This window comes from Clostridium sp. (assembly GCF_050717515.1).
Taxonomy (GTDB): domain Bacteria; phylum Bacillota; class Clostridia; order Clostridiales; family Clostridiaceae; genus Clostridium_AD.
Map to the genome: position 1 here is coordinate 1 of NZ_JBOITL010000017.1, position 20,974 is coordinate 20,974.

Below are 20,974 nucleotides of genomic sequence, written 5' to 3' on the forward strand. Positions count from 1 at the left end.
GTGCTTCAATTTCTTTCATAACCATTCCTCCTAACTTAATTATTAGATATTATTACCACAACTACCATTTATTTATACAAAAAAAGAATGTAGCTAGATTTATTTACACAAATCTAGCTACATTCCCATTTTTTCTAAATATTATATCCCTAACTATATTTTACAATTTAAATACTAATGCATAAGATTCACTTACTTTTTCAAATCCCAAATTTTTATACATTTCTTTTGCTGTATCTTCCTCATCGGCACAGAGATATATCACTTCAGCTTTCTTTAAAAGCGCTATGTCTATCACATATTTTAAGATAGTAGTACCTATTCCACGGCGCTGATACTCTGGGGACACTGTAAAATCTTCTATTTTAGCTATTCCATTATATAAAAACAATTCACAACTTCCAACTGGAATTTTATCATAATAACAAATATATGTATCCACCGGAATTTCTGACAAAGATGCCTGTCCTATACGTCTGGCTCTACGCTGGCAAAAATCTTTTTCAAAAGTCTCACTGTCCTGAATTAGATCTAGTGATACCAAATCTTCAACCATAGAATAATCTGCAATTTTACGTATCGAATACCTATTTAAGGTATTCCATTTTGTAGATTCCATAGGTACATATACATAGTTACCATAATGCTCAATCTCTAGTTTTTCATGATATCCTTCTAAACATTTTTCAGAAGGCAGTTCATCTATAGTAATCCTACAAAAATCTTTACTCTCTTTATAATTTAGTTCTATTTCCTCTTTAATAATCTGCTGTAAAACATCTTTAGATAATGTTTTTTTAATATTTGTAGAATTGTGAAAATGCATATCCTTCATCTTACTGTCACGAAATCTAATAATCTGTTCATTTTCGAAGTATTCAGAAAAGTTGCTGATATAAGTAATCTCGCTATGCTTTATCTTTTCTTGAATTTTTATATACTGGTTCATAATATTTTCTCCTTTTAATTTTCAAGTTATTTTTATATCCCTTTCTTAGTAAACAAGCCAACTGATATCATGTTTTGTATGATATACATACATTTCCCTACTTTTATACTTCTTATGTTTTTCTGCATACTCTTTAAGTACTTAATTACCTTCTTGAGTCTTCCCATTTCATATAATGCACCCCTTACTTGTTTAATTTACCATTATTATAACATATAGCCAAAAAAATCTTCGCCTTAGTCCGGGATTCTTTTACTATTTCATATGTATTATGTTTAGCCTTAGTTCATAGATTTTCTAAATCAAAGACTTTATAATTCTGCTAAAAAGTGCACATCCCTAAGTTTAAAATCCATAGGAATGTGCATTTATTTTAATTTAACCCAAAAGCTTATGCTCTAAGCATAATTTTCGTCTTATTAATTTAACCTCTTTATATCTAATAATTGCACCATAATAATTGCACCATAATAATTGCACCATAATAAATGAAAAAAGCATAATAAAAATATTAGTAAACACAGAAAATATTTCTGTGTTTACTAATTATAAAATTAATTTAATGGGAAATAAATATCCATGTAAGTAATACCATTTTCTTGGAGTTTTTCTTCAAGCCAGTACTTCTCCTTATAACAGTCAGCTCTACAATCTGGCTCATATCCCTTTGCGTTAACCCACTCTACTAATTTATTCCAACCAGCAGGTATAGCTTGAAAGGGATTTGAGAAAGGGTTAGTTATTCTGAGAGTTGCATATTTCCATTTATCTATTTTTTTAAGTTTCACACCTTCACAGACATCGATATCTTCATTGACTTTTATCCAATATTCATACCCCCTTAATCCCTTTTGTCTTTGTTCTTCTGAAACAGGAATATCAAATCCGAATTGTCTCGAGCTAATATCAATATTATTATTTTCCACCCATTTTGTCATAAATGTTATAACATCCTCTAACCCCAACAAACAATGTAAATAACCTATAAAAGTGATATTTTGAAAATCCAGCAACATCTGCACAAACCTCAATTGTGATAGGCTGTTTAATATTCTCTTCAATGTAATCTATGGTTTTTTGTAGATATTCAACATAACTCATAAAATTCACTCCTCGTTGCAACGATAACTTAATTATAATGCATGAATTTAATAATAAAAGGACTTCTTTTGCTGTTTTAATAAAAATTGTTTCTTCATTCCTTGTTATTTATAATAATTGTACATATATATGTACAATCAAATTATTAAGTTACTCGTCGAGTTTAGCTTATTTTTACATAGAAGAGGGTTTAAAGAAAAAAGTTTTCTTTTCTAAACAAATGTTTAGTTCTTAAATATTTGTTTAAGTATTAAAGATTTTGTGTTATAGTTTATTCATAAAGTTAAGGGGGTGAGATGCTAATGGATAATTATGTAGTAGTCATAGGGGGGCTGAATTTAGATATAGCGGGCTTGTCCGGGGATGTATATAGGGAAAAAGATTCGAATATCGGAGGCATTGAAATGACTGTTGGTGGAGTAGGACAGAATATTGCTCAAAACTTAACAAAATTAGATGTTCCTACATATTTGGTAACAGTCTATGGAGATGATTATTTCGGGAAATTTCTATCTGAGGAGTGTAAAAAGCATGATATTCGCTTAGATTATGCCGAATGTATTCTTAATACCAAAAGCTCAACTTATTTATATGTCACAGATGAAAAGGGAGATATGGTCACAGCGGTTAATGATATGAAAATCACAGAATATATTACTCCGGAATTCTTGGAGAGACGTATAAACTTCATTAACAGAGCATCCATTTGTGTGATTGATGGAAATATTCCAAAAGAATCTATCGAGTGGCTTGCGAACAATTGTACTGTACCGATTTTTGCAGATCCAGTTTCTATTGCTAAAGTAAACAGATTTGAAAATATTTTAGATAAAATTGATACTTTTAAACCAAATGAATTAGAAGCAAGTGTTTTATCAGGAGTAAAAATTGTTGATACCGAAAGCGCTAAAGAAGCAGCCAGAGTTTTACATCAAAAGGGAGTAAAGAATGTATTTATATCTTTAGGATCAAAGGGAATTTTGTGTTCAAGAGAAGGAGAAGTGGACTGTATTCCAATTTTGGATTCACATATAGTAAGTGTAAATGGAGCCGGCGATTGTAGTATGGCAACTATTACCTGGGCACGTTTTCAGTATGGTAATACAATACCTTTAAAAAGAGTAGGGATGTTGACCCAGGCAGCAGCTAGTTTAACTGTAGAAGTTGCGGAGTCGGTATCTCCAAATTTAAATATTAAAAATATAATAGAAAGAGCAAAAAAATTTTACGAAGAGGTGTAAAAATATGAAAAATCAAATCTATTCTTTAGTAAACTACAATGAAAGCGTTGCGACTATGAATGCTGGTGCAGACCATATTGGCTTGGTACCTGTGCAGAGCGGCGGCGTACCAGCTCATCGTGTTCCATTTGATGTTGTGGATCGTATCTTCAATGAGGCAAAAAAACGCGGTGTCAAATGTGTAGCTATCATGCTAAATACAGACCCTGATGAAATGATTTTCATTGCAAATAGAGTAAAACCGGATATTCTACATATTGCAGGTATGGAATTTACAGCTGATGCAGCATTCGCGCAAAGATTACATAAAGAATGCCCTGGTGTTGAATTAATGCAGGCTGTTCTTGTGGACGGACCTCAAGCTGTAGATCGTGCAAAAGAGTATGCAAAATTCTGTGATTATATATTAACAGATTCAGGACTTGCAGCAGATACAGGTATAGGAGCAAGCGGGCTGACCCATGATTGGGACATTGATGCAGAGATTGTTAGATCTGTAAATATCCCAGTAATTATTGCAGGAGGTTTAGGACCGGACAATGTAGAAGAATGTATCAAACGGGTAAAACCTTATGGTGTAGACTCTTTAACTAAGACAAGCCATAAATACAATGATGGTGTAATGGAAAAAGACATTCCAAAAGTAAAAGAATTTTGTGAAAGAGCAAATAAGATTGCTAAAGAATTAGGTTTATAAAATGAAATCTATTAACAAAAATCTATCATTTAAATCAGTCAGCATTTCAATGCTAGGTATTTTTATAGTATGCATAGGCGTCTCATTTAATAATAATACCCAATTAGGAAATGATCCAATTGGGATTGTTTATGATGGGGTACGTGCCTTTTGGGGATTAAGCTATCTCCAACTTGGGTATGTTTCAAATTTTATAAACATTGGATTACTTCTTATTCTATATTTATTCGGACGTAAATATTTAAATGTTGGAACTTTTCTATATTTAATTCCTTATGGAGTCTTTATATCTATTGGAAGTCACTTATACCCTCATATTTTTACAAGTGATGCTTTAGGAATACGCTTGCTTGCAGGAGGATTCGGATGCCTTATTTATTATATTGGAATTAGTCTTTTTGTGGCAAGTAATATAGGAGTTGACCCCTTCAATGGGTTTATGCTGACTATTCGTGACAAGACAGGCTGGAGTATTAGTCGTTCTAAAATTACCATGGATATTGTTTTAACTATTATTGGTTTTTTACTGGGAGGAAAGTTTGGGATTATAACTATAGTTACTGCAATTACAACTGGTCCCGCCATACAGTTTTTTAGCGGCATCTTTAAAAAATGCATTTATCATGAAAGTTAATTTTAAGGGTAAATTCAACAAGGTTTATTAAAAACTAGGAGGATATTATGGATTTTAAATTAGAACAAAAAGTTAAAGTTATTGTTTCTCACGAATTAGATAATACTATTTTGCAGATTCTAAACACGGAAAAATATAAAAAACCTATGATTGCCATTGACAGTTTTTTACTAAACACTCCTATTATTCAGGGAATGTTTACATTATTAAAAGAAAACAGTCTGGACTACTTTGTCTACGATAAAATAGTTTCTAATCCACCTACTGATGTTATTGATAATGGAGCTAAATTATTTTCTGAAAATAATTGTGACTGCATAATTGGTATTGGTGGCGGAAGTGCTATTGATTCTTCAAGGGGAATCAATATTATTAGAACTTTAGGCGGAAATATCAGAGATTATGCTTTTGAGAAAGAAATTCCTAATTTTTGCAAAGGATTAATTGCAGTTCCTACCACATCTGGCACCGGAAGTGAATTATCTAATGCTTTAATTGTTTCTGAACCTGAGACACATGAAAAATTGGCTGTCTTATCAAATAATGCCGTGAGTGAATATGCTGTTTTAGTTCCTGAGCTCACAATTACACTTCCTAAAAGCATGACAGGGGCTACTGGTTTAGATGCATTTTCACATGCAGCTGAAGGGTATACCTCCAATTTATCTTCTCCAGTTACAGATGCTATCTGTGAAAAGATTATGTATTTAATTGTAAAATACTTGCCTAAAGCTATAAAAAACGGGAATGACCTAGAGGCCAGAGAACGTATGATGGTTGCCGCTGCATTAGGTGGCTGGATGTTAAATAATGCAGGAACGCATGTTGGTCATTCACAGGCTCATATTATTGGCGCACTTTATGGAATTCCACACGGAATGGCATGTGCTTATGCTCTACCTGGTACTTTGTTATATACAGCTCAGGCAAATCCTAAAAAAATAAAAGAAATTGGATTGATTTTGGGGGCTCAGTATCCGGATGATTCTACAGCCTTCGAAATTGGTGAAATCACAGCAGAAAAATTCAAATGGTTTAGAGATGAAGTAATTGGCCTGGACTCTTTAGAAAAATTCAATATTTCTAGGGAAGAGCTTATAGCTAATGCACAAAAGGTTGTTGAAGAACGTTTTGCAGGTAATTCACCAATGGAAATCACTTTGGATTTAGCTGAAAATTTATTAAAATTATACGAATAAAAAAACTTATCTTGTGTGAGATATATCACCAAGATAAGTTTTTTTATGAAAAATAATAGTATAGTTTTAATTAGAAAAAAGAATTTTCTTTTTTTCCATTAATAATTCCTGAGATAAATTTGGATTTACCGGAGTTTGTGTTTCCATACTACTAATGGCTGCAACATATGCATATTTTAAAGCTTCTTCCCATTTCATATTATTTTGGAGTCCACAAATTAAAGTGCCAGTTAAAGTTGCACTTGCTCCGTTTGTATTTACAATTGAAGCTGGTGCAATCTTCAATTTGTATTCTGTGCTTTGATTTTTAAAAAACAGACCTTCGCTTGCTGAAAAAACAAGAACATTTTTAACACCCTTATTTAGTAAGAGGTCAATGGCATTACTAATGTTTGTATAAGTCTCATTTAATTCAGAAACTAATTGAGATAGCTCTTTTGGTGTGATTACTAAAATTTCTATTTTGTGTATATTATTAATTAGTCGGTAGCTTTTATTAAGGGATACTGTTTTAACTACAAGAGGAGTTGTTACTTTGTCATATATGTAATCTATGACATCCTTCGGAAGATTCGTGTCAATAATGCAATAGTCTGAATGATTAATTCTATCTAAATTTTTTTCAATAAACAAAAGAGTCATGTTATGATATATGTCCATGTCATCAATTCCAACTATTCTATTTCCATCTGAATCATTAATAGATATGAATGATGATGTAGCTTCCCCTTTAATTTTTTCACAGTATTGAACGTTCATATTATTTTCTTTCGCATCATCTAAGAATTTTTCTCCATTTAGATCATCACCAAATACCGAAATAAAATAATTAGGAATTCCCAGTTTTGTTAGAGCCAGTGCAATATTTCTTCCTGCACCTCCTAATAAATGAACTATTTTGCCAGGATTTGAATTATCATGTATTAGTTTACTCCTTGACGTCCCAAGAGTATCTATATTAACTCCACCCACTACTGTGATAAAACGAGGTTCACTTAAAACATATCCCTTTCCTTTTATGTACCCTTTCCTTGTTAAATTATGAATATGAGCAGCAGCTCCAGAACGAGTAATCCCAAGAATATCTGCAAGCTCATATTGTGAAATCAATGGATCCTGTTTAATTATTTTTAGAATTTCTAACTCCCGTTCCGTCATACGATTCTCCATTTCATTTTAAATAATTTTAATTGTAAAATAGCTAACAATTAAGTGTTTAAACATTTGTTTAGTTTATTATAAACAAAGTAAGAATGAAAGTCAATAAACCTCAATAAAACTAATGTCCATCATAGTAAACATTAGTTTTACCACTTCTGATGGCCCATTATAATGTTAACAGAAACTACAAAATCCTCATTAATAAATTGTTCCCACAAGAAGAGTGTCTTGGTATAGAAATTGTATGGTACAATGATATTCAGAACAAAGTTGAAATCTTATCTAAGTTTGTAGAAAAATACAAATTAATAATATCGAATAAATATACAAAAAACGTAATTATTGTTACTGAATACAAATAGACATAAGGAGATTGATTATGAAGATTACTGAAGGCTATATTCCATATCTAGAATATAAGACTTACTATCGTATAGTAGGTGAATGCACAGGAAATAAAAAACCATTGGTTTTATTACACGGCGGACCGGGTTCTACACATAATTATTTTGAAGTACTTGATAAAGTTGCGGAAGATGGACGTGCAGTTATTATGTATGACCAATTGGGATGCGGACTTTCCGAAGCACCTTCCCGTCCCGACTTATGGTGTGCGAAGACATGGATTGAAGAATTAATCCAGTTACGTAAACACTTAGGCCTAGACGAAATCCACTTATTAGGACAATCTTGGGGAGGGATGCAGGCAATTCAATATGCTTGCGAATACAAACCCAAAGGAATAAAGAGCTATATATTATCCAGTACTTTACCCTCTGCCTCGCTTTGGGAAAAGGAACAGCGTAGAAGAGTTGCATACCTTCCGCGAGAAATGCAAGATGCCATTGCAAAAGCAGAAAAATCGGTGGATTATTCATCAAAAGAATATAAAAAAGCAGAGGCAGAATTCATGCTTCGTCACTGCGCAGGCCTATTAGGACCAGATTCTCCAAAATGTTTAAGCCGCCCAAAGGTTGCTGGAACAGAAGCTTATGTAACTGCATGGGGGCAAAATGAGTTCAGTCCATCTGGCAACTTAAAAAACTTTGATTTTATGAAAGAGATTGAAGACATTAAAGAACCTAGTTTAATCATCAGCGGTTTGCTTGATCTTTGTTCACCACTTATTGCAAAAACAATGTATGACAAAATTCCGAATTCAGAATGGGAATTATTTGAATTCAGCCGCCACATGCCCTTCGTAGAAGAGAATGAGAAATATATAGAAGTGCTTAATAAGTGGTTGAATAAAAACGACTGATTATCACAGCATGAGATGACTCTCACCGTGATATAGCACCCAACAACAATAAAATAAACACCCTAGGGGTGTTTATTTTATTTCCTTTTCAATAACATCCATTAATTTCTTACAAGGAATAACCCTTATATTTTTAAATTTAACTCCTGTTTTTAAACAATTCATGGGTATATATGCCTTTTTAAACCCCATTCTATCTACCTCTTTTAGTCTTTGCTCGAGTGATGGTACTTTTTTTAATTCACCTGTAAGACCAAGCTCTCCTATAAAAACTGTATCAGTAGATATTCCATGGTTTAATGCGGAGGATGCAATACTCATCACTACAGCAAGATTTACTGATGTTTCAGTTAACTTAAGACCACCTGTTGCTTTTATAATAACATTTTTATCATAAAGTCCTACTCCTCCCCTTTCCTCAAGAATAGAGATAAGAGTACCTAGTTGTTCCTTCCTTGCAAAACACTCACTTAATCTACTTGGATAAGGAGTAAACGATTTAGATACAAGACTCTCTATCTCTACAACAATAGGTCTGGTACCATCCTTTATAACGGCTAGTGCACTCCCTGGTACTAGCTCTTCCCTTTTGGTCATAAAAAACTCCGAGGGGTCAGCTATTTCTTCCATCCCTATTTCTGACATACGAAATAGTCCACTCTCCGAAGTGTCACCATATCTATTCTTTTTGCTGATTAAATGTTTCAGTTCTTCTCCATCTTCTCCCTCTATGTACAATACGGTATCCACTAAATGCTCTAATATTCGAGGCCCCGCCATCTCATCAGCCTTTGTCATTTGGCCAACGAGAAATACAGCTCTTGGTCTATCTGGATTCTTAGCTTTATCCTTTAAAGCTGTGGCACATTCAATTACTTGAGTAGGAGATCCCGCTCTCGAACCTGAATATTCTTCTAACGTAAATGTTTGAATACTGTCAAGTATTATTAAGTCTGCATCAACGGTTTCTATATGTTGTAATATTTCATCTAACTTAGTATCAGAAACTACCCAGAAGTTATCAGCTATTTCTTTTACAGTACGGTCAGCTCTATTTTTAATTTGACTATTGCTTTCCTCTCCAGATGCATATAAAATTTTATACCCTTTTAAAGACAGAGCATTTGCTAGTTGCAGTAAAAGGGTTGACTTGCCCATCCCAGGCGGTGCTGAAATTATGCTTATACTATCTCTAACTATCCCGCCACCCATAACTCTATCAAATTCTGAAACTCCTGTAACTATCCTATCGCTGTTGGATTGTACAATGGCTCTTAGTTTTGTTGGACTAGTTGTTATTGCCATTCTACTTGAGTTAGCCTTGGTAGCACTTGCCTTAACTATTTTTTCTTCATATGTATTCCAGGCACCACAATCGTTACATTTCCCCATCCACTTTGGAGCTTGTGCGCCACAATCTTTACAAATATAAACTTTTTTATCTTTAGCCAATTAAATACATCCCCTTATTATCATCATCCCTTCAATTATAGCAACAAATCATTTTCACAGTCAATACATTGAGATTTTAATGTATCCCATTCACTATCTAATTTTCTTGCTGAACAATTTTATAATAAGTCTTTGCTGTAAGTCCATAAACTATAGCGTACAATACTGCAAAGATTACAACAGTGCCCGCTATTGCAAGTATTAATGTACTGGTACTAAATAGACCAAACCAAGATAATAATTTAGATACAACATTGAAAGTAACTACAATGTGCATTACTGCTACTGCTAGTGGAAGGAAAAACACCATAAGTATTTGCTTGTTTATAGTATTTTTAACCTCTTTCTTGCTCATACCTACCTTTTGCATAATTTTAAATCTTTTGCTATCATCATACCCTTCAGAAATTTGCTTATAGTAAATTATTAAAACTGTTCCCATTGTAAATAATAGTCCTAAAAAACATCCAATAAATATGAACCCACCATTAAGTATATAAAACTCTTCTCTAGCTGTATAAATACTTTTAAAATTACTGTTTTTCATAGCATTTATATGGCTTTTTAATGAATCACAGAATTTTAGAGCATCCTCTTTATTACCATCAATATCAAATGCAATGCTCTCAGTAGCATTTACAAATCCTGTGACATCCTTGTCTTCAGAGGTATCCTTTAATGTATTCATATCCTTAACTATAATTCTATATTCATCTATTACTTTATTTTTATTTTTATTCGCTATCTTTATTTTATTAAGATTGTCTTTCACTTTAAATTTTTTATCATTTATAACAATAGAATCATAATTAAATTCCTTCCCAATTGAAAAGATGAGTACCTCATTATCTTTTAAAGATGCATCTTTGCCTTCCATTTTGTTATAATCTTCTAAGGTATAAAGATGTATACTTTTTAAATCAGTCGTAATAGGTACCTCTGGATTAGGAATTTTGAATGAATTTTTATCTTGTAATGTTATTAATTCTTTATCGTCAAATTCTACTTGGTTTTTTAGTGTTACATTGCTCTTATGAGCTTCTTCTTTTATCATATTTGCTACTTTATCCTTTTCTTTTGCTGTTGTTGCTCTGTTTTTTATAGATATTGATACATCTAATGGATAAGCAATTTTTAAGCTGCTTTCTTGTCCAACATATAAAGCAACAGTTGTTGATATTGTTAGTAATACCGCTGTACTTAAAATACAAATATTAGCCAGCCCTACAGCATTTTGCTTCATACGATAGATCATTCCAGATACTGAAACAAAATTCTTTGTTTTGTAGAAAAACTTCTTGTTTTTCTTTAATATCTTCAAAAACGCTATACTTCCAGCTATAAAAGTACTATAGGTTCCAGCAATAATTAAAAGTACTGCTATACAAAATATATTAAATGCTTTTAATGGTGATTCTATATTAATAGCAAGGCCATACCCAACGGCTAATTCAATAACACCAGAAATAGCTAATATCCATGATGTCTTTGGCTCTTTTTCCCCCTTTTGACCACCTTTTAGTAATTCAATAGGATTTTTAAGCTTAACTTGTAGAAGATTTACTATTAAAATAGCTGCAAAAATCATACTAAACAATCCTATAGTTTGTATTATTGCTGGCACTGATAGTGAAAATGAAGATGAAATAGTAATATCCAGTTTCATTAAATTTATTAATATTAAAAACATTAATTTTCCAACTATAATTCCACCTAAAATACCTAAAACTAAACTAATAATAGCTACTATTACCGTTTCACTAGAAAGAACCTTGGCAATATGCTTTTTTTCCATTCCAAGCACATTATAAAGCCCTATTTCCTTTTTTCTTCTCTTTATTAAGAAACTATTAGTATAAAATAGAAATACCATAGAAAATAATGCAATGACTTTAACTGCAGATTTCAGAATCATTTTTAATGCATCTGCTCTTCTAATCTTATCTAATCCTTCATTTAATGCTAAACAATCCATGGTGTAAAACATAATAATTGCACATATACAAGCTAATATATAGGGCAAATAAGTTTTGCTATTTTTCTTTAAATTAGTCTTAGCAAATTTGAAATAAAAGGAACTATTCATTTTCACTACCTCCTGTAGTTAACAGAGTTAGTGTATTTGAAATCTTTTGATACATTTCATCATTACCCATAGCTCCACGATAAATTTGATTAAATAGCTTTCCGTCCTTTATAAAAAGTACACGACTAGCATGGCTTGCAGCTATTGTACTATGTGTAACCATAAGAATAGTCTGACCAGATTTATTTATATTTGAAAATAATTTCATAATCTCACCTGCCGACTTTGAATCTAATGAACCCGTTGGCTCATCTGCTAGAACTAATTTTGGATTTGTAATAATAGCCCTGGTTATTGCTGCCCTTTGCTTTTGTCCTCCTGATACTTCATAAGGATATTTCTCTAATATATCTTTGATTCCTAGCTTACTTACAATAGGTTGTAATCTGCTATCCATTTCTTTATAGTCTTTTCCTGATAACACAAGCGGCAGGAATATATTATCCTTTATAGAGAAGGTATCAAGTAAATTAAAATCTTGAAACACATAACCTAAATGATTTCTACGAAAGGCAGATATTTCACTTTCCTTTATGTTAACAATATTTTTCCCTTCTAATAAAACTTCTCCACTTGTAGGTTTATCAAGTGATGCCAATATATTAAGCAATGTAGTTTTACCTGATCCTGATTCCCCCATAATAGCTATATATTCACCAGCTTCTACTGAAAATGAAACATCATCTAAAGCCTCAACCTTATTGCCCCCAAATCTTGTTGAATATATTTTCTTTAAATTTTTAACTTCTACTAATACCATATTGACCCCTCCAATTTTTACTTTAGGAAATTGATTTACGTTCTTTCCTAACTTACAAATTAATTATATAAAAAAAAGGAATGTTCTGCCTTAACTTAAGCTTACACTTCCTTTTTTAACCTTACATTTATGTAAGGCTAGTCTATATTTATTGTATCTGTAGAAAAATCAATAGCTACCTTTGTTCCTTTTCCTATTTCTGAGGTTATAGATACTTTATGGGACAGTCTTGAAATAATTTCCTTACATAAATACAATCCTATTCCTGTTGATTTCTTGTCCATTCTGCCATTATACCCTGTAAAACCTCTTTCAAAAACTCTTGGAATATCTTCAGAGGCTATACCTATTCCAGTATCCTCAATTATTAAGGTTTTCTCTAAACTCCCCTCTACATAAATTGAAATACTACCGCTCTTTGTATACTTTAATGCATTAGATAAAATTTGTTCTAGCACAAATGTAATCCATTTTTCATCTGTTATTACCTTGCAATCAAACTCCTTCAAGTTTAGTGAAATCTTCTTATATATGAAAGTAGCCGCATATTTCTTCACGCTTTGACGAATAATGTCATGTAGTGAATATATCTCTAATTTTAAGTCAGAGGACAAATTCTCTAGCCTTATATAATGTAGCACCATCTCTACATATTGTTCAATTTTAAATAGCTCCTGCTCCATAAGTTTTTTTTCTGTACCTGTCTGCATAGACTGAATAATCATAGAAAAAGCAGCAATAGGGGTCTTTATTTGATGTGCCCACATTGTATAATAATCAACCATCTCACTTAATTTATTATCAGAGTTATATAATATTTCTGATTTTTCCTTATATATAGTTGTACTAATACTCTGGTAGTCTTTTTCTATTAAGGTCTTAGCCTTTGGTAGCTTATCCATTTCAAATTGTATCCCACTGAGAATATCTTGAAGAAGCATATGCTTATCATAATATATCCTAAAATTATAAAGACCAAATAAAAAAGCTAATGTAGATGATAGTACGGTTGCATATAAAATAGGCTCTACGGGAAGATGATATAAAGAATATACACTGAAAAATATCATTATAAAAATGAAAAATTTAACAATTGTTTTTATTTTATCCTTGCAATAGGAAATTGCAATAGTCCAAAGATAATTTTTTTCCATCTTAATCACCCACTATATATCCGATACCTTTTTTTGTCTTAATAAAATCTTTAAGCCCTATATCATCTAGCCTTTTTCGAAATCTAGTGACATTAACCGTTAAAGTATTATCATCAATAAAACTATCACTTTCCCACAGCTTCTTCATAATATCATCACGAGAAACCACATTGTTTTTGTTTTCTAAAAGAATCTGTAATATCTTGAACTCATTTTTACTTAAATCCAGCTTATGATCCTTATAGGTAAGAGTCAGCTCTCCTAAATTAAGTACAGCTCCATCGCTTTCTAAAATGTTTACTTGTCCTTGAAAAGAATATGTCCTCCTAAGTAAGGCCTGTATCTTTGCAACTATTACATTTAGATCAAAAGGCTTGGCAATAAAATCATCAGCTCCCATATTGATAGCCATAATCAAATTCATATTATCACTGGCGGAAGACGCAAAAATTATTGGAATCCTTGATATTTTCCTAATTTCCACGCACCAGTGAAAGCCATTATAAAAAGGCAAGGTAATATCCAAAATCACCAGCTGCGGATCATATTTTATAAATTCATCTATAACATTATTAAAATCAGAAATAACTTCTGCCTCGTAACCCCATTTGCACAATTGATTCTTTAATATACTTGATATAGTTGGGTCATCTTCTACAATTAATATTTTATACATATTCATCACCCTTTTGCCATTATTTATCCATGTATTTACTATACTAAATGTCATATGTATTTCAGTCAAGTTTTTCCAAGGCAAAACATATATACCTTTCTAATTCTAGCTTGCTCTACTATAAAGGGAAGGCTTTTGCTCAAATACATCAATGATATTGGCTAAAGGGCCATAAACCATTACTCTATCATTTTTCATAATCTCTTCCTCCTTTGATATATCCCCCATTAAAAAATCATCTCTTTTAATATTTAGAACTCTTATTCCATAGTCTTTGCTAATTCTTGACTCCAATAAAGTCCTATTATTAAGCTTTTCAGGGACCTCAACAATCTTTATCTCTACAATTACAAATCCATGAAAATTATCAAAAATTAACATTGGATTCGCCTTCTTACTAAATATTACCTTTGTTGCTATACGCTTTACGATATTATCAAAGGTTACTCTAAAAAATGGTATCTTTCTTATTATTGTAATAAAGGCTAGAAAACTCAAAAGATATAAAATAGAGTGAATTACATTAAAATCTTTATTTTTCGAAAAAGATATAACCATGTTCACCAAAAGTGAAACTATGGCCACATTGAAGATATTACCGAAAAGCATAATTGTAATAGCAATTTTTCGCCTTTTTCGAGAAGAAACAATTATTTCACTTTCGGTTGTTGTGAAACCACAATTTGTAAGCAATGAAATAACTTGAAATTTAGCCCTAGTACTAGACACTCCAGCAATCATAAAAATCACTGTAAATATTTCAATAATGGTAATATATAAGATAACTAGAAATAATAATATTAATAAAGCTAGATTAATAGACATCTTTTCATCCCCCTCATAATAAACTAAAAAACATAAAATTATACATTGATTTTACATGCTTTTGTATAATGCTGCAACTATTTATTAAGATAGGTCATCTAATTTATCATTGATTCTAATAAATAATTTGGCTAAAAATCACACTACATCAACATAAAAAATGCACATCCCTTGTTCAAAATTCGCATCGGTATGCATCTTGCCTTAAAAAAGATCCAGTAGTTGATAAAAAAACGATTGCTCCATTTTCAGTAGTAGGACTATAAAAGCTGAAGTCAATACCTAACTTTTAAATTGATTTTTTAAAAACCCATATCTGATTAATATGGGTTTTATTGTGACGACATATGAGAAAGAGGCGACGTAACTATTGAAATTGAAAGTGCGAACAATGGTCTTTGAAAATTGAATACTACGGTGTTTAAATATTAAAGCATTTACTATTATAGAAATATAGCAATGTAGAAATATGTATAATATGCTATAATTTCTATATAGTTAGGCCAACGTTGTAAAATATTATACATTAATTAAGATGAGGTGATTTTATAAAGATAAATCTAATACGTCACAGTAAAATAAGACGGAGCAAACACTATCTAACGAATAAAGGGGATAAAATATGAAAAAGAATAAATTATTTGCATTAATAAATTTTTTGAGTATTGTCTTAACATTTTTTATAGGATTTGAAGTTATCAAACTAAAAAATAATTTAATTAATTATTTTATACTTGCAATAATAAATGCATGTTTAATGTACTTATGCCAGAAACTATTGGATAATAAAAATTAATTCATACCCTTCGTATTATGCGTCACAACTATTAAAATCGAATAATCCTTTAAAATACCGTATTATTCATAACTGGATTTTATGGCATTTTTATGTCGTCTTTCAAAAATATTGTTCCTAAATTTCAACTACAAATTTATATTTTAAATCAATTCACTAATTCTTTTAATTTTTTCATTGAATATTGGTTAAAATAACATCAGTGTTAAATTTTTGCGATTAGGAGGCATCTTAAATGAATTTTTTACAAAGCCAGGAAACGCTCACCACCATTGAGTGGATTCTTCGTGCTATTATTGCTTTTTTCTTTTTACTGACTATTGCAAAACTCTTAGGACAGCGTACCATCTCCCAATTAAGACTCCTTGATTTTGTTATTACTTTAGTAATTGGAAATATTATTGCCCATCCGTTGTCTGACGAACATCTTGGTCTAAAAGGGTCTATGATTACAACCACTGTATTAGTTGTCCTATATATTGGTGGCATATTCAGCATTCTTAAATTTCCAACTTTAAGAAGACTTATTAATAATTCACCAATCACAATTGTTCAGAACGGAGAAATCCTTTATAAAGGATTAAAAAAAGCAAGAATATCAATTGATGTGTTATTAGAAGAATTACGTGAAGAAAAAGTAGAGGATGTGAAAAAGGTAGCATTAGCAATTTGGGAAGCTGACGGAAAAATTTCTGTTTTTTTACATCCAAAATACGAACCGATTACTCCTTCATCCTTGCAAATGGAAACAGAACCTTTTAATTTGCCAAGGACGTTTATAAAGGAAGGTAAAATTATTTCCAAGGAGCTAAAACAAATTCATAGGGACGAAAGCTGGGTTGTTTCCAGTTTAGAAAGTTTATATCAAACTGATGTAAAAAACGTTCTGCTTGCCACCCTTGATAATAAAGGTAGCCTAAAAGTTTTTTTATATAAGTAATCCCTTGAGGCCTAAACATATTCATTTATATATACATATTAGTTTAAGTCTCTTTGTTTTGAAAAAAAACTCATTTACTTATGGCACGGTCCTGCTCACATTTTCTAAATTAGAGCATAAGAAACCCTCAGCTAAAGATTAATTAGTCGAGGGTTTCTCTGTCTAATAACTATGATTTTGATACAATTTAGCGAGTTTTTCAATAAAGTTAGTGATTTTAATATCGCTAACTTGTATGATTTCCGCTAAAAGGTGCACACCCTTATATTGATGTATTACCATATACTGGGTGTGCCATAATAAAAATACGATACTGATACACATAAAGTGACTTGCGCTAATTGATTCTTTTTTACTGTTCGCTTCACCGATTTAAAGAGACTACACAAACATTTCTGTGTAGTCTCTTTTTTATCTTATTTAACTAATAGCTGTATCCTATGTTTATATTATTCCAACTTAATTACTGAAACTGGTCAAGTTCCAGCACATAGCCCACAAGAAATACAGTTTATTCTATTACTGTACGGCTGATAATTTCATCCTGTACTTCCTTGCAAAGTTCCACAAAAAAGGCACAGTATCCGGCAACACGTACAATAAGATCCCGATATTCTTCAGGATGTAGTTGGGCTAGTTTTAATGTTTTGTTATCCACGCAATTGAATTGCATCTCAGCATTCCCGATAATGGAGGCGGTGCGAAGCAGGGTAATGAGTCCCATCCTACCTTCCGGAGTGTCCAAAGAATTACTGCTTATTTTAAAGTTATGAGCCATGCCAAGACTCATTGATTCAACATTAATCTTAGATACAGACTTTATAACTGCCGTGGCCCCTTTTTTATCAGCGCGCTGAGAAGGACTCATTGCGTCAGACAGTGGTAGACCGGAAAGTCGCCCATTGGGTGTTGCTCCAATCATCCCTCCCAGAGGTGTATTAAAGGACTGGGACAAAGTGCCATGGATCTGTCTTGCATAAAGTGACTTGTGCTGATTGATTCTGTGTTCTGTATAATCTACAATATCGGTGACAATCAGATCGGCATAGTTATCATCATTCCCATATTTAGGTGTATCAAGGCAGTCACGACGTATTTGTTCGTACCCCTCCCAGGCATAATCTTCTTGTCTTCTTCGCTTATAAAATAAGGATCCTGTGATCTAGTGCTGATGGTGTCTATTTCATTACGGACCCACTCCCATGCGGTATCTGGCGAAAATGCACCTGCACGTGGTTTGCCGCAAGGGTGACCCACTATAAGCTCATTTTATTTTTGATGTTATTGTACTATCGTTCTTTCTTGCACTAATAGTATGCTGTTTAATTTTTTTATTTAACACGGCACTGGGCATTCTTTTCAGGATATAAAATTGAAATGAAGAAAATACCTACTTATAGTTCGGCCCCAGGATCGTAGCATTCCTGTGAACCGAAGCACATTTTCTAAACATATATCATATGATAATTTTATAATACTATGAAAGGAATAGAAATATGTATAATGTTTATGAACCATATCCTTATGGTGTTAACACACCAATGTATAATCCATACAATACGTATAATGTTTATAGAAGCTATCCATATCCTTATTACATTAACACACCAATGTATAACTATACTGATGAAACGTGGTTAGATTCAAGATTTGATTTTTTGCAATCTGCAAATGATGATGGTTTAATTCAGTTAAAGGACTATGGGCCAGAACCGTTTGTAGTTAATATTGAAGAGGCTACTAAGCAAAACAATACTTATCGTACTGCTTTATGGACAGGAAGCCATTTTCAACTTACATTGATGAGCATCAATGTTGGGGAAGATATAGGTTTAGAGATTCATCCAGGTCTTGACCAATTTATACGTATTGAAGAAGGTAAGGGACTTGTTAAAATGGGTGACAGTAGATATAACTTGGATTTTCAAAGAAATGTCTATGATGATTTTGCGTTCATCATACCTGCTGGTAAATGGCATAATCTAATCAATACGGGTAATACACCACTTAAATTATACTCTATTTATGCACCACCTCAGCATCCACATGGTACAGTTCATGTAACTAAAGCAGATGCACAAGCTGCTGAAGAGCACAGCGGCGACTACTATCAAAGTGGACAAAAAACTCCTAGACAAACCAAGGAATTTACCTTAAGTGAACTTGCACAGTATGATGGTGCTATGGGAAAACCTGCTTATGTAGCAGTTAATGGAATTGTATATGATGTAAGCGATATTTCAAAATGGAGCGGAGCTACACACTTTGGCTTAACTGCTGGTAAAGATTTAAGCTCACAGTTTGAAAGTTGCCATGGAGTGGCAAGCAAATTAACTAAGCTTCCTAAGGTTGGTGTACTTAAAGGGTAATTATAAAAATCATGTAAAAGTAAAATGTGATAACTTAACTACTAAGCTATCACATTTTATTTTTACACTCTAGTAATTGTAGCCTCTTGCCATTTTACTCTTTGCAAGCAGCTGTGATGTACCATCCCTTTCCCACCGTTCAACTTGTTCTATAGCCTCCTGAGGGGGCTTTCCTAGTCCAACAAGCACTCCTGATAGTATAAATTCCTGATATAAATGTTCTGGATTAATCCCTTCTTTAGCTTCTGCTAAAGCACGAGTTACTAATGGAGTTATATATCTTACCCAGTCGTCTGGTGTAAATTTAGAAGTTTCTTGTACCAGGCCTCTATTTATAGATGGAATATATAAACTGCTGTTTAAAATAAACAGATAATTGTATTTAGATGAGTGTTTTATCTCATCTGTAATTATTTCAAATAACACATCTCTATATGACCCCATAGGCAAAGCTCTTCTAATTGCTCTATATTTTTCTACTGCTCTTAACTCTCCAAATAAAGCTTTTTTAATACCATCTAAATAAGATTTTGGTTTTTCGAAGGTTTCTTCTCCACCAGTTGGCACTTCCATACCTGTAAAGTCTTTATAAATTTTTCTAAATAATCTATTATGTTTGCGTTCATCATCCCTTATAGAAACTATAATATCTTTCTCTTCTCTAGTAGGCGCCACACTTATAAGATAATCATAAAAAAGTTCATCTTCTCTTTCGCCTTGAACTGCTTCTTTTACTCCCACAAGTGCCTCCTGTAATTGAGGATTATACATCATTGGATTCTCTGCTCTTGGCATAATATACATAAATTCCCCCCTGAAATAATAATTCAATAATATATTATGTTATATTTTTATAAATGTGATTTTTTGCTCTAAATGTAAAGTCAGAGGCATAAAAAAATACTACAGTCCATCTCACTCTCTGATTGCTAAAATTTATCTTGGTTCTTTCACCTCCAAGAACTCCTTCTAAACTAAAATCAGGAGCTAAGTCCCCAATTTTAAGACAATTGCGCGAGTCATCTGTCAATTAATTTTATTATCGCTAACTTGTATGGGGTTCCTGCTAAAAGGTTCACACCCCTTCATACCAATGCAGTTAAAATTCTTTGATAACTGAATAATACGGTATTTTTACATCGCATTTTAAAAATATTGTTTCTCAATTTTAACTTCAAATTTATTACATTAATTCATAACTTCATAAGTTCAATAACATTATTCTATATATTCACTAACTTAATCAGTAAAGAATACCTTCTAAATTGTCTATTTCATATCAAAAACATTTTGCTAAAACTCCTGTACCAGTCAATATAACTTCATCAGCATTTTCACCCAATGCTTGTGTTATCAAAAATATCAATTATATTTACGCAAAATAAAAAACACTAAGTTAGACTTAGTGTTTTTTTGTTACCTGGCGACGACTTACTCTCCCACAAGGTTGCCCCTGCAGTACCATTAGCGCATTGAAGCTTAACCTACCTGTTCGGTATGGGAAGGGGTGTTACCTTCATGCCATAATCACCAGATTGAGAAAATATATATTCTCTCAAAATTGCACAGTGAAATTAATTCTTCTAGCTTACGCTGGAAGTCGCTTTATATATATTAAGGTCAAGCCCTCGACTTATTAGTATTAGTCAGCTGAACATGTTACCATGCTTACA

20 protein-coding genes, 1 rRNA gene and 3 pseudogenes are annotated in these 20,974 nt (G+C 32.2%); 9 read left to right on the forward strand and 15 right to left on the reverse strand.

Annotated elements, in window-relative coordinates; all coding sequences use genetic code 11:
* Positions 1-160: 160 nt before the first annotated feature.
* The 3 genes from ACREV6_RS04750 to ACREV6_RS04760 form a co-directional block, all read right to left on the reverse strand.
* Positions 161-949 carry a GNAT family N-acetyltransferase gene (locus ACREV6_RS04750; protein ID WP_431576879.1) on the reverse strand — a complete coding sequence of 263 codons (789 nt, stop codon included), beginning with the start codon at positions 947-949 and terminating at the stop codon, positions 161-163.
* 554 nt (positions 950-1,503) lie between these two features.
* Positions 1,504-1,887, reverse strand: a complete 384-nt coding sequence (locus ACREV6_RS04755; RefSeq protein WP_431576880.1) for a GyrI-like domain-containing protein — start codon at positions 1,885-1,887, stop codon at positions 1,504-1,506.
* On the reverse strand, positions 1,865-2,050 hold the full coding sequence (locus ACREV6_RS04760; protein WP_431576881.1) for a hypothetical protein: 186 nt from the start codon (positions 2,048-2,050) through the stop codon (positions 1,865-1,867). Before ACREV6_RS04760 ends, ACREV6_RS04755 begins: the two co-directional genes overlap by 23 nt.
* Before the next feature lie 302 nt (positions 2,051-2,352).
* On the opposite strand from ACREV6_RS04760, the gene ACREV6_RS04765 reads away from it, so the two are divergent.
* The 4 genes from ACREV6_RS04765 (at position 2,353) to ACREV6_RS04780 (ending at position 5,821) form a co-directional block, all read left to right on the forward strand.
* Positions 2,353-3,291, forward strand: a complete 939-nt coding sequence (locus tag ACREV6_RS04765; protein WP_431576882.1) for a carbohydrate kinase family protein — start codon at positions 2,353-2,355, stop codon at positions 3,289-3,291.
* A gap of 91 nt (positions 3,292-3,382) precedes the next feature.
* A complete protein-coding gene (locus tag ACREV6_RS04770) occupies positions 3,383-3,988 on the forward strand; it encodes a phosphoribosylanthranilate isomerase (protein ID WP_431576897.1) in 606 nt (201 codons plus the stop codon).
* A gap of 1 nt (position 3,989) precedes the next feature.
* Positions 3,990-4,622, forward strand: coding sequence for a YczE/YyaS/YitT family protein (locus ACREV6_RS04775; RefSeq protein WP_431576883.1), 633 nt, complete (start codon positions 3,990-3,992; stop codon positions 4,620-4,622).
* 47 nt (positions 4,623-4,669) lie between these two features.
* On the forward strand, positions 4,670-5,821 hold the full coding sequence (locus ACREV6_RS04780) for an iron-containing alcohol dehydrogenase (protein WP_431576884.1): 1,152 nt from the start codon (positions 4,670-4,672) through the stop codon (positions 5,819-5,821).
* 66 nt (positions 5,822-5,887) lie between these two features.
* Here the strand turns inward: ACREV6_RS04780 and ACREV6_RS04785 are convergent, their stop codons facing one another.
* On the reverse strand, positions 5,888-6,979 hold the full coding sequence (locus ACREV6_RS04785) for a PfkB family carbohydrate kinase (protein ID WP_431576885.1): 1,092 nt from the start codon (positions 6,977-6,979) through the stop codon (positions 5,888-5,890).
* 382 nt (positions 6,980-7,361) lie between these two features.
* Between ACREV6_RS04785 and pepI the strand changes: the two genes are divergently transcribed.
* Positions 7,362-8,243 (forward strand): proline iminopeptidase, encoded by an 882-nt coding sequence (gene pepI / locus ACREV6_RS04790; RefSeq protein ID WP_431576886.1) that lies wholly within the window; start codon positions 7,362-7,364, stop codon positions 8,241-8,243.
* Positions 8,244-8,315: 72 nt separating this feature from the next.
* Here the strand turns inward: pepI and radA are convergent, their stop codons facing one another.
* The 6 genes from radA to ACREV6_RS04820 form a co-directional block, all read right to left on the reverse strand.
* On the reverse strand, positions 8,316-9,695 hold the full coding sequence (radA, locus tag ACREV6_RS04795) for a DNA repair protein RadA (protein WP_431576887.1): 1,380 nt from the start codon (positions 9,693-9,695) through the stop codon (positions 8,316-8,318).
* 97 nt (positions 9,696-9,792) lie between these two features.
* Positions 9,793-11,781 carry an FtsX-like permease family protein gene (locus tag ACREV6_RS04800; RefSeq protein WP_431576888.1) on the reverse strand — a complete coding sequence of 663 codons (1,989 nt, stop codon included), beginning with the start codon at positions 11,779-11,781 and terminating at the stop codon, positions 9,793-9,795.
* Positions 11,774-12,541 (reverse strand): ABC transporter ATP-binding protein, encoded by a 768-nt coding sequence (locus tag ACREV6_RS04805; protein ID WP_431576889.1) that lies wholly within the window; start codon positions 12,539-12,541, stop codon positions 11,774-11,776. Before ACREV6_RS04805 ends, ACREV6_RS04800 begins: the two co-directional genes overlap by 8 nt.
* A gap of 137 nt (positions 12,542-12,678) precedes the next feature.
* Positions 12,679-13,695, reverse strand: a complete 1,017-nt coding sequence (locus ACREV6_RS04810) for a sensor histidine kinase (RefSeq protein WP_431576890.1) — start codon at positions 13,693-13,695, stop codon at positions 12,679-12,681.
* Between the two features lies 1 nt (position 13,696).
* Positions 13,697-14,371: a response regulator transcription factor gene (locus ACREV6_RS04815; protein WP_431576891.1), complete on the reverse strand. Its 675-nt coding sequence runs from the start codon at positions 14,369-14,371 to the stop codon at positions 13,697-13,699.
* Positions 14,372-14,476: 105 nt separating this feature from the next.
* Complete coding sequence (locus ACREV6_RS04820) at positions 14,477-15,196, reverse strand: TrkA C-terminal domain-containing protein (RefSeq protein WP_431576892.1); 720 nt, start codon at positions 15,194-15,196, stop codon at positions 14,477-14,479.
* 622 nt (positions 15,197-15,818) lie between these two features.
* On the opposite strand from ACREV6_RS04820, the gene ACREV6_RS04825 reads away from it, so the two are divergent.
* Positions 15,819-15,992 (forward strand): hypothetical protein, encoded by a 174-nt coding sequence (locus ACREV6_RS04825; protein WP_431576893.1) that lies wholly within the window; start codon positions 15,819-15,821, stop codon positions 15,990-15,992.
* A gap of 235 nt (positions 15,993-16,227) precedes the next feature.
* Positions 16,228-16,932: a DUF421 domain-containing protein gene (locus ACREV6_RS04830; RefSeq protein WP_431576894.1), complete on the forward strand. Its 705-nt coding sequence runs from the start codon at positions 16,228-16,230 to the stop codon at positions 16,930-16,932.
* Between the two features lie 511 nt (positions 16,933-17,443).
* On the opposite strand, the pseudogene ACREV6_RS04835 reads toward ACREV6_RS04830, so the two are convergent.
* A pseudogene (locus ACREV6_RS04835) lies at positions 17,444-18,046 on the reverse strand (glycine radical domain-containing protein); the annotation flags it as partial.
* Positions 17,968-18,189 carry a pyruvate formate lyase family protein gene (locus ACREV6_RS04840; RefSeq protein WP_431576895.1) on the reverse strand — a complete coding sequence of 74 codons (222 nt, stop codon included), beginning with the start codon at positions 18,187-18,189 and terminating at the stop codon, positions 17,968-17,970. The pseudogene ACREV6_RS04835 and the gene ACREV6_RS04840, both read right to left, overlap by 79 nt.
* Positions 18,190-18,428: 239 nt before the next feature.
* On the opposite strand from ACREV6_RS04840, the pseudogene ACREV6_RS04845 reads away from it, so the two are divergent.
* Positions 18,429-19,025 (forward strand): annotated as a pseudogene (locus tag ACREV6_RS04845) (cupin domain-containing protein); the annotation flags it as partial.
* A gap of 69 nt (positions 19,026-19,094) precedes the next feature.
* Positions 19,095-19,301: pseudogene (locus ACREV6_RS04850) on the forward strand (cytochrome b5 domain-containing protein); the annotation flags it as partial.
* Between the two features lie 69 nt (positions 19,302-19,370).
* On the opposite strand, the gene ACREV6_RS04855 reads toward ACREV6_RS04850, so the two are convergent.
* The 3 genes from ACREV6_RS04855 to rrf form a co-directional block, all read right to left on the reverse strand.
* On the reverse strand, positions 19,371-20,096 hold the full coding sequence (locus ACREV6_RS04855; RefSeq protein WP_431576898.1) for a ferritin-like domain-containing protein: 726 nt from the start codon (positions 20,094-20,096) through the stop codon (positions 19,371-19,373).
* A 43-nt stretch (positions 20,097-20,139) separates the two neighbouring features.
* Positions 20,140-20,331: a redoxin domain-containing protein gene (locus ACREV6_RS04860; RefSeq protein ID WP_431576896.1), complete on the reverse strand. Its 192-nt coding sequence runs from the start codon at positions 20,329-20,331 to the stop codon at positions 20,140-20,142.
* A 388-nt stretch (positions 20,332-20,719) separates the two neighbouring features.
* Positions 20,720-20,836: ribosomal RNA gene (rrf, locus tag ACREV6_RS04865) — 5S ribosomal RNA — on the reverse strand.
* Between the last annotated feature and the right edge of the window lie 138 nt (positions 20,837-20,974).

Coding starts and splice junctions, on each gene's coding strand:
- ACREV6_RS04830 (WP_431576894.1), top strand. CDS start 16,228: ATGAATTTTTTACAAAGCCAGGAAACGCTCACCACCATTGAGTGGATT.
- ACREV6_RS04785 (WP_431576885.1), bottom strand. CDS start 6,979: ATGACGGAACGGGAGTTAGAAATTCTAAAAATAATTAAACAGGATCCA.
- ACREV6_RS04855 (WP_431576898.1), bottom strand. CDS start 20,096: ATGCCAAGAGCAGAGAATCCAATGATGTATAATCCTCAATTACAGGAG.
- ACREV6_RS04800 (WP_431576888.1), bottom strand. CDS start 11,781: ATGAATAGTTCCTTTTATTTCAAATTTGCTAAGACTAATTTAAAGAAA.
- pepI (WP_431576886.1), top strand. CDS start 7,362: ATGAAGATTACTGAAGGCTATATTCCATATCTAGAATATAAGACTTAC.
- ACREV6_RS04820 (WP_431576892.1), bottom strand. CDS start 15,196: ATGTCTATTAATCTAGCTTTATTAATATTATTATTTCTAGTTATCTTA.
- ACREV6_RS04750 (WP_431576879.1), bottom strand. CDS start 949: ATGAACCAGTATATAAAAATTCAAGAAAAGATAAAGCATAGCGAGATT.
- ACREV6_RS04760 (WP_431576881.1), bottom strand. CDS start 2,050: ATGAGTTATGTTGAATATCTACAAAAAACCATAGATTACATTGAAGAG.
- ACREV6_RS04815 (WP_431576891.1), bottom strand. CDS start 14,371: ATGTATAAAATATTAATTGTAGAAGATGACCCAACTATATCAAGTATA.
- ACREV6_RS04780 (WP_431576884.1), top strand. CDS start 4,670: ATGGATTTTAAATTAGAACAAAAAGTTAAAGTTATTGTTTCTCACGAA.
- ACREV6_RS04825 (WP_431576893.1), top strand. CDS start 15,819: ATGAAAAAGAATAAATTATTTGCATTAATAAATTTTTTGAGTATTGTC.
- ACREV6_RS04775 (WP_431576883.1), top strand. CDS start 3,990: ATGAAATCTATTAACAAAAATCTATCATTTAAATCAGTCAGCATTTCA.
- ACREV6_RS04765 (WP_431576882.1), top strand. CDS start 2,353: ATGGATAATTATGTAGTAGTCATAGGGGGGCTGAATTTAGATATAGCG.
- ACREV6_RS04805 (WP_431576889.1), bottom strand. CDS start 12,541: ATGGTATTAGTAGAAGTTAAAAATTTAAAGAAAATATATTCAACAAGA.
- ACREV6_RS04810 (WP_431576890.1), bottom strand. CDS start 13,695: ATGGAAAAAAATTATCTTTGGACTATTGCAATTTCCTATTGCAAGGAT.
- ACREV6_RS04755 (WP_431576880.1), bottom strand. CDS start 1,887: ATGACAAAATGGGTGGAAAATAATAATATTGATATTAGCTCGAGACAA.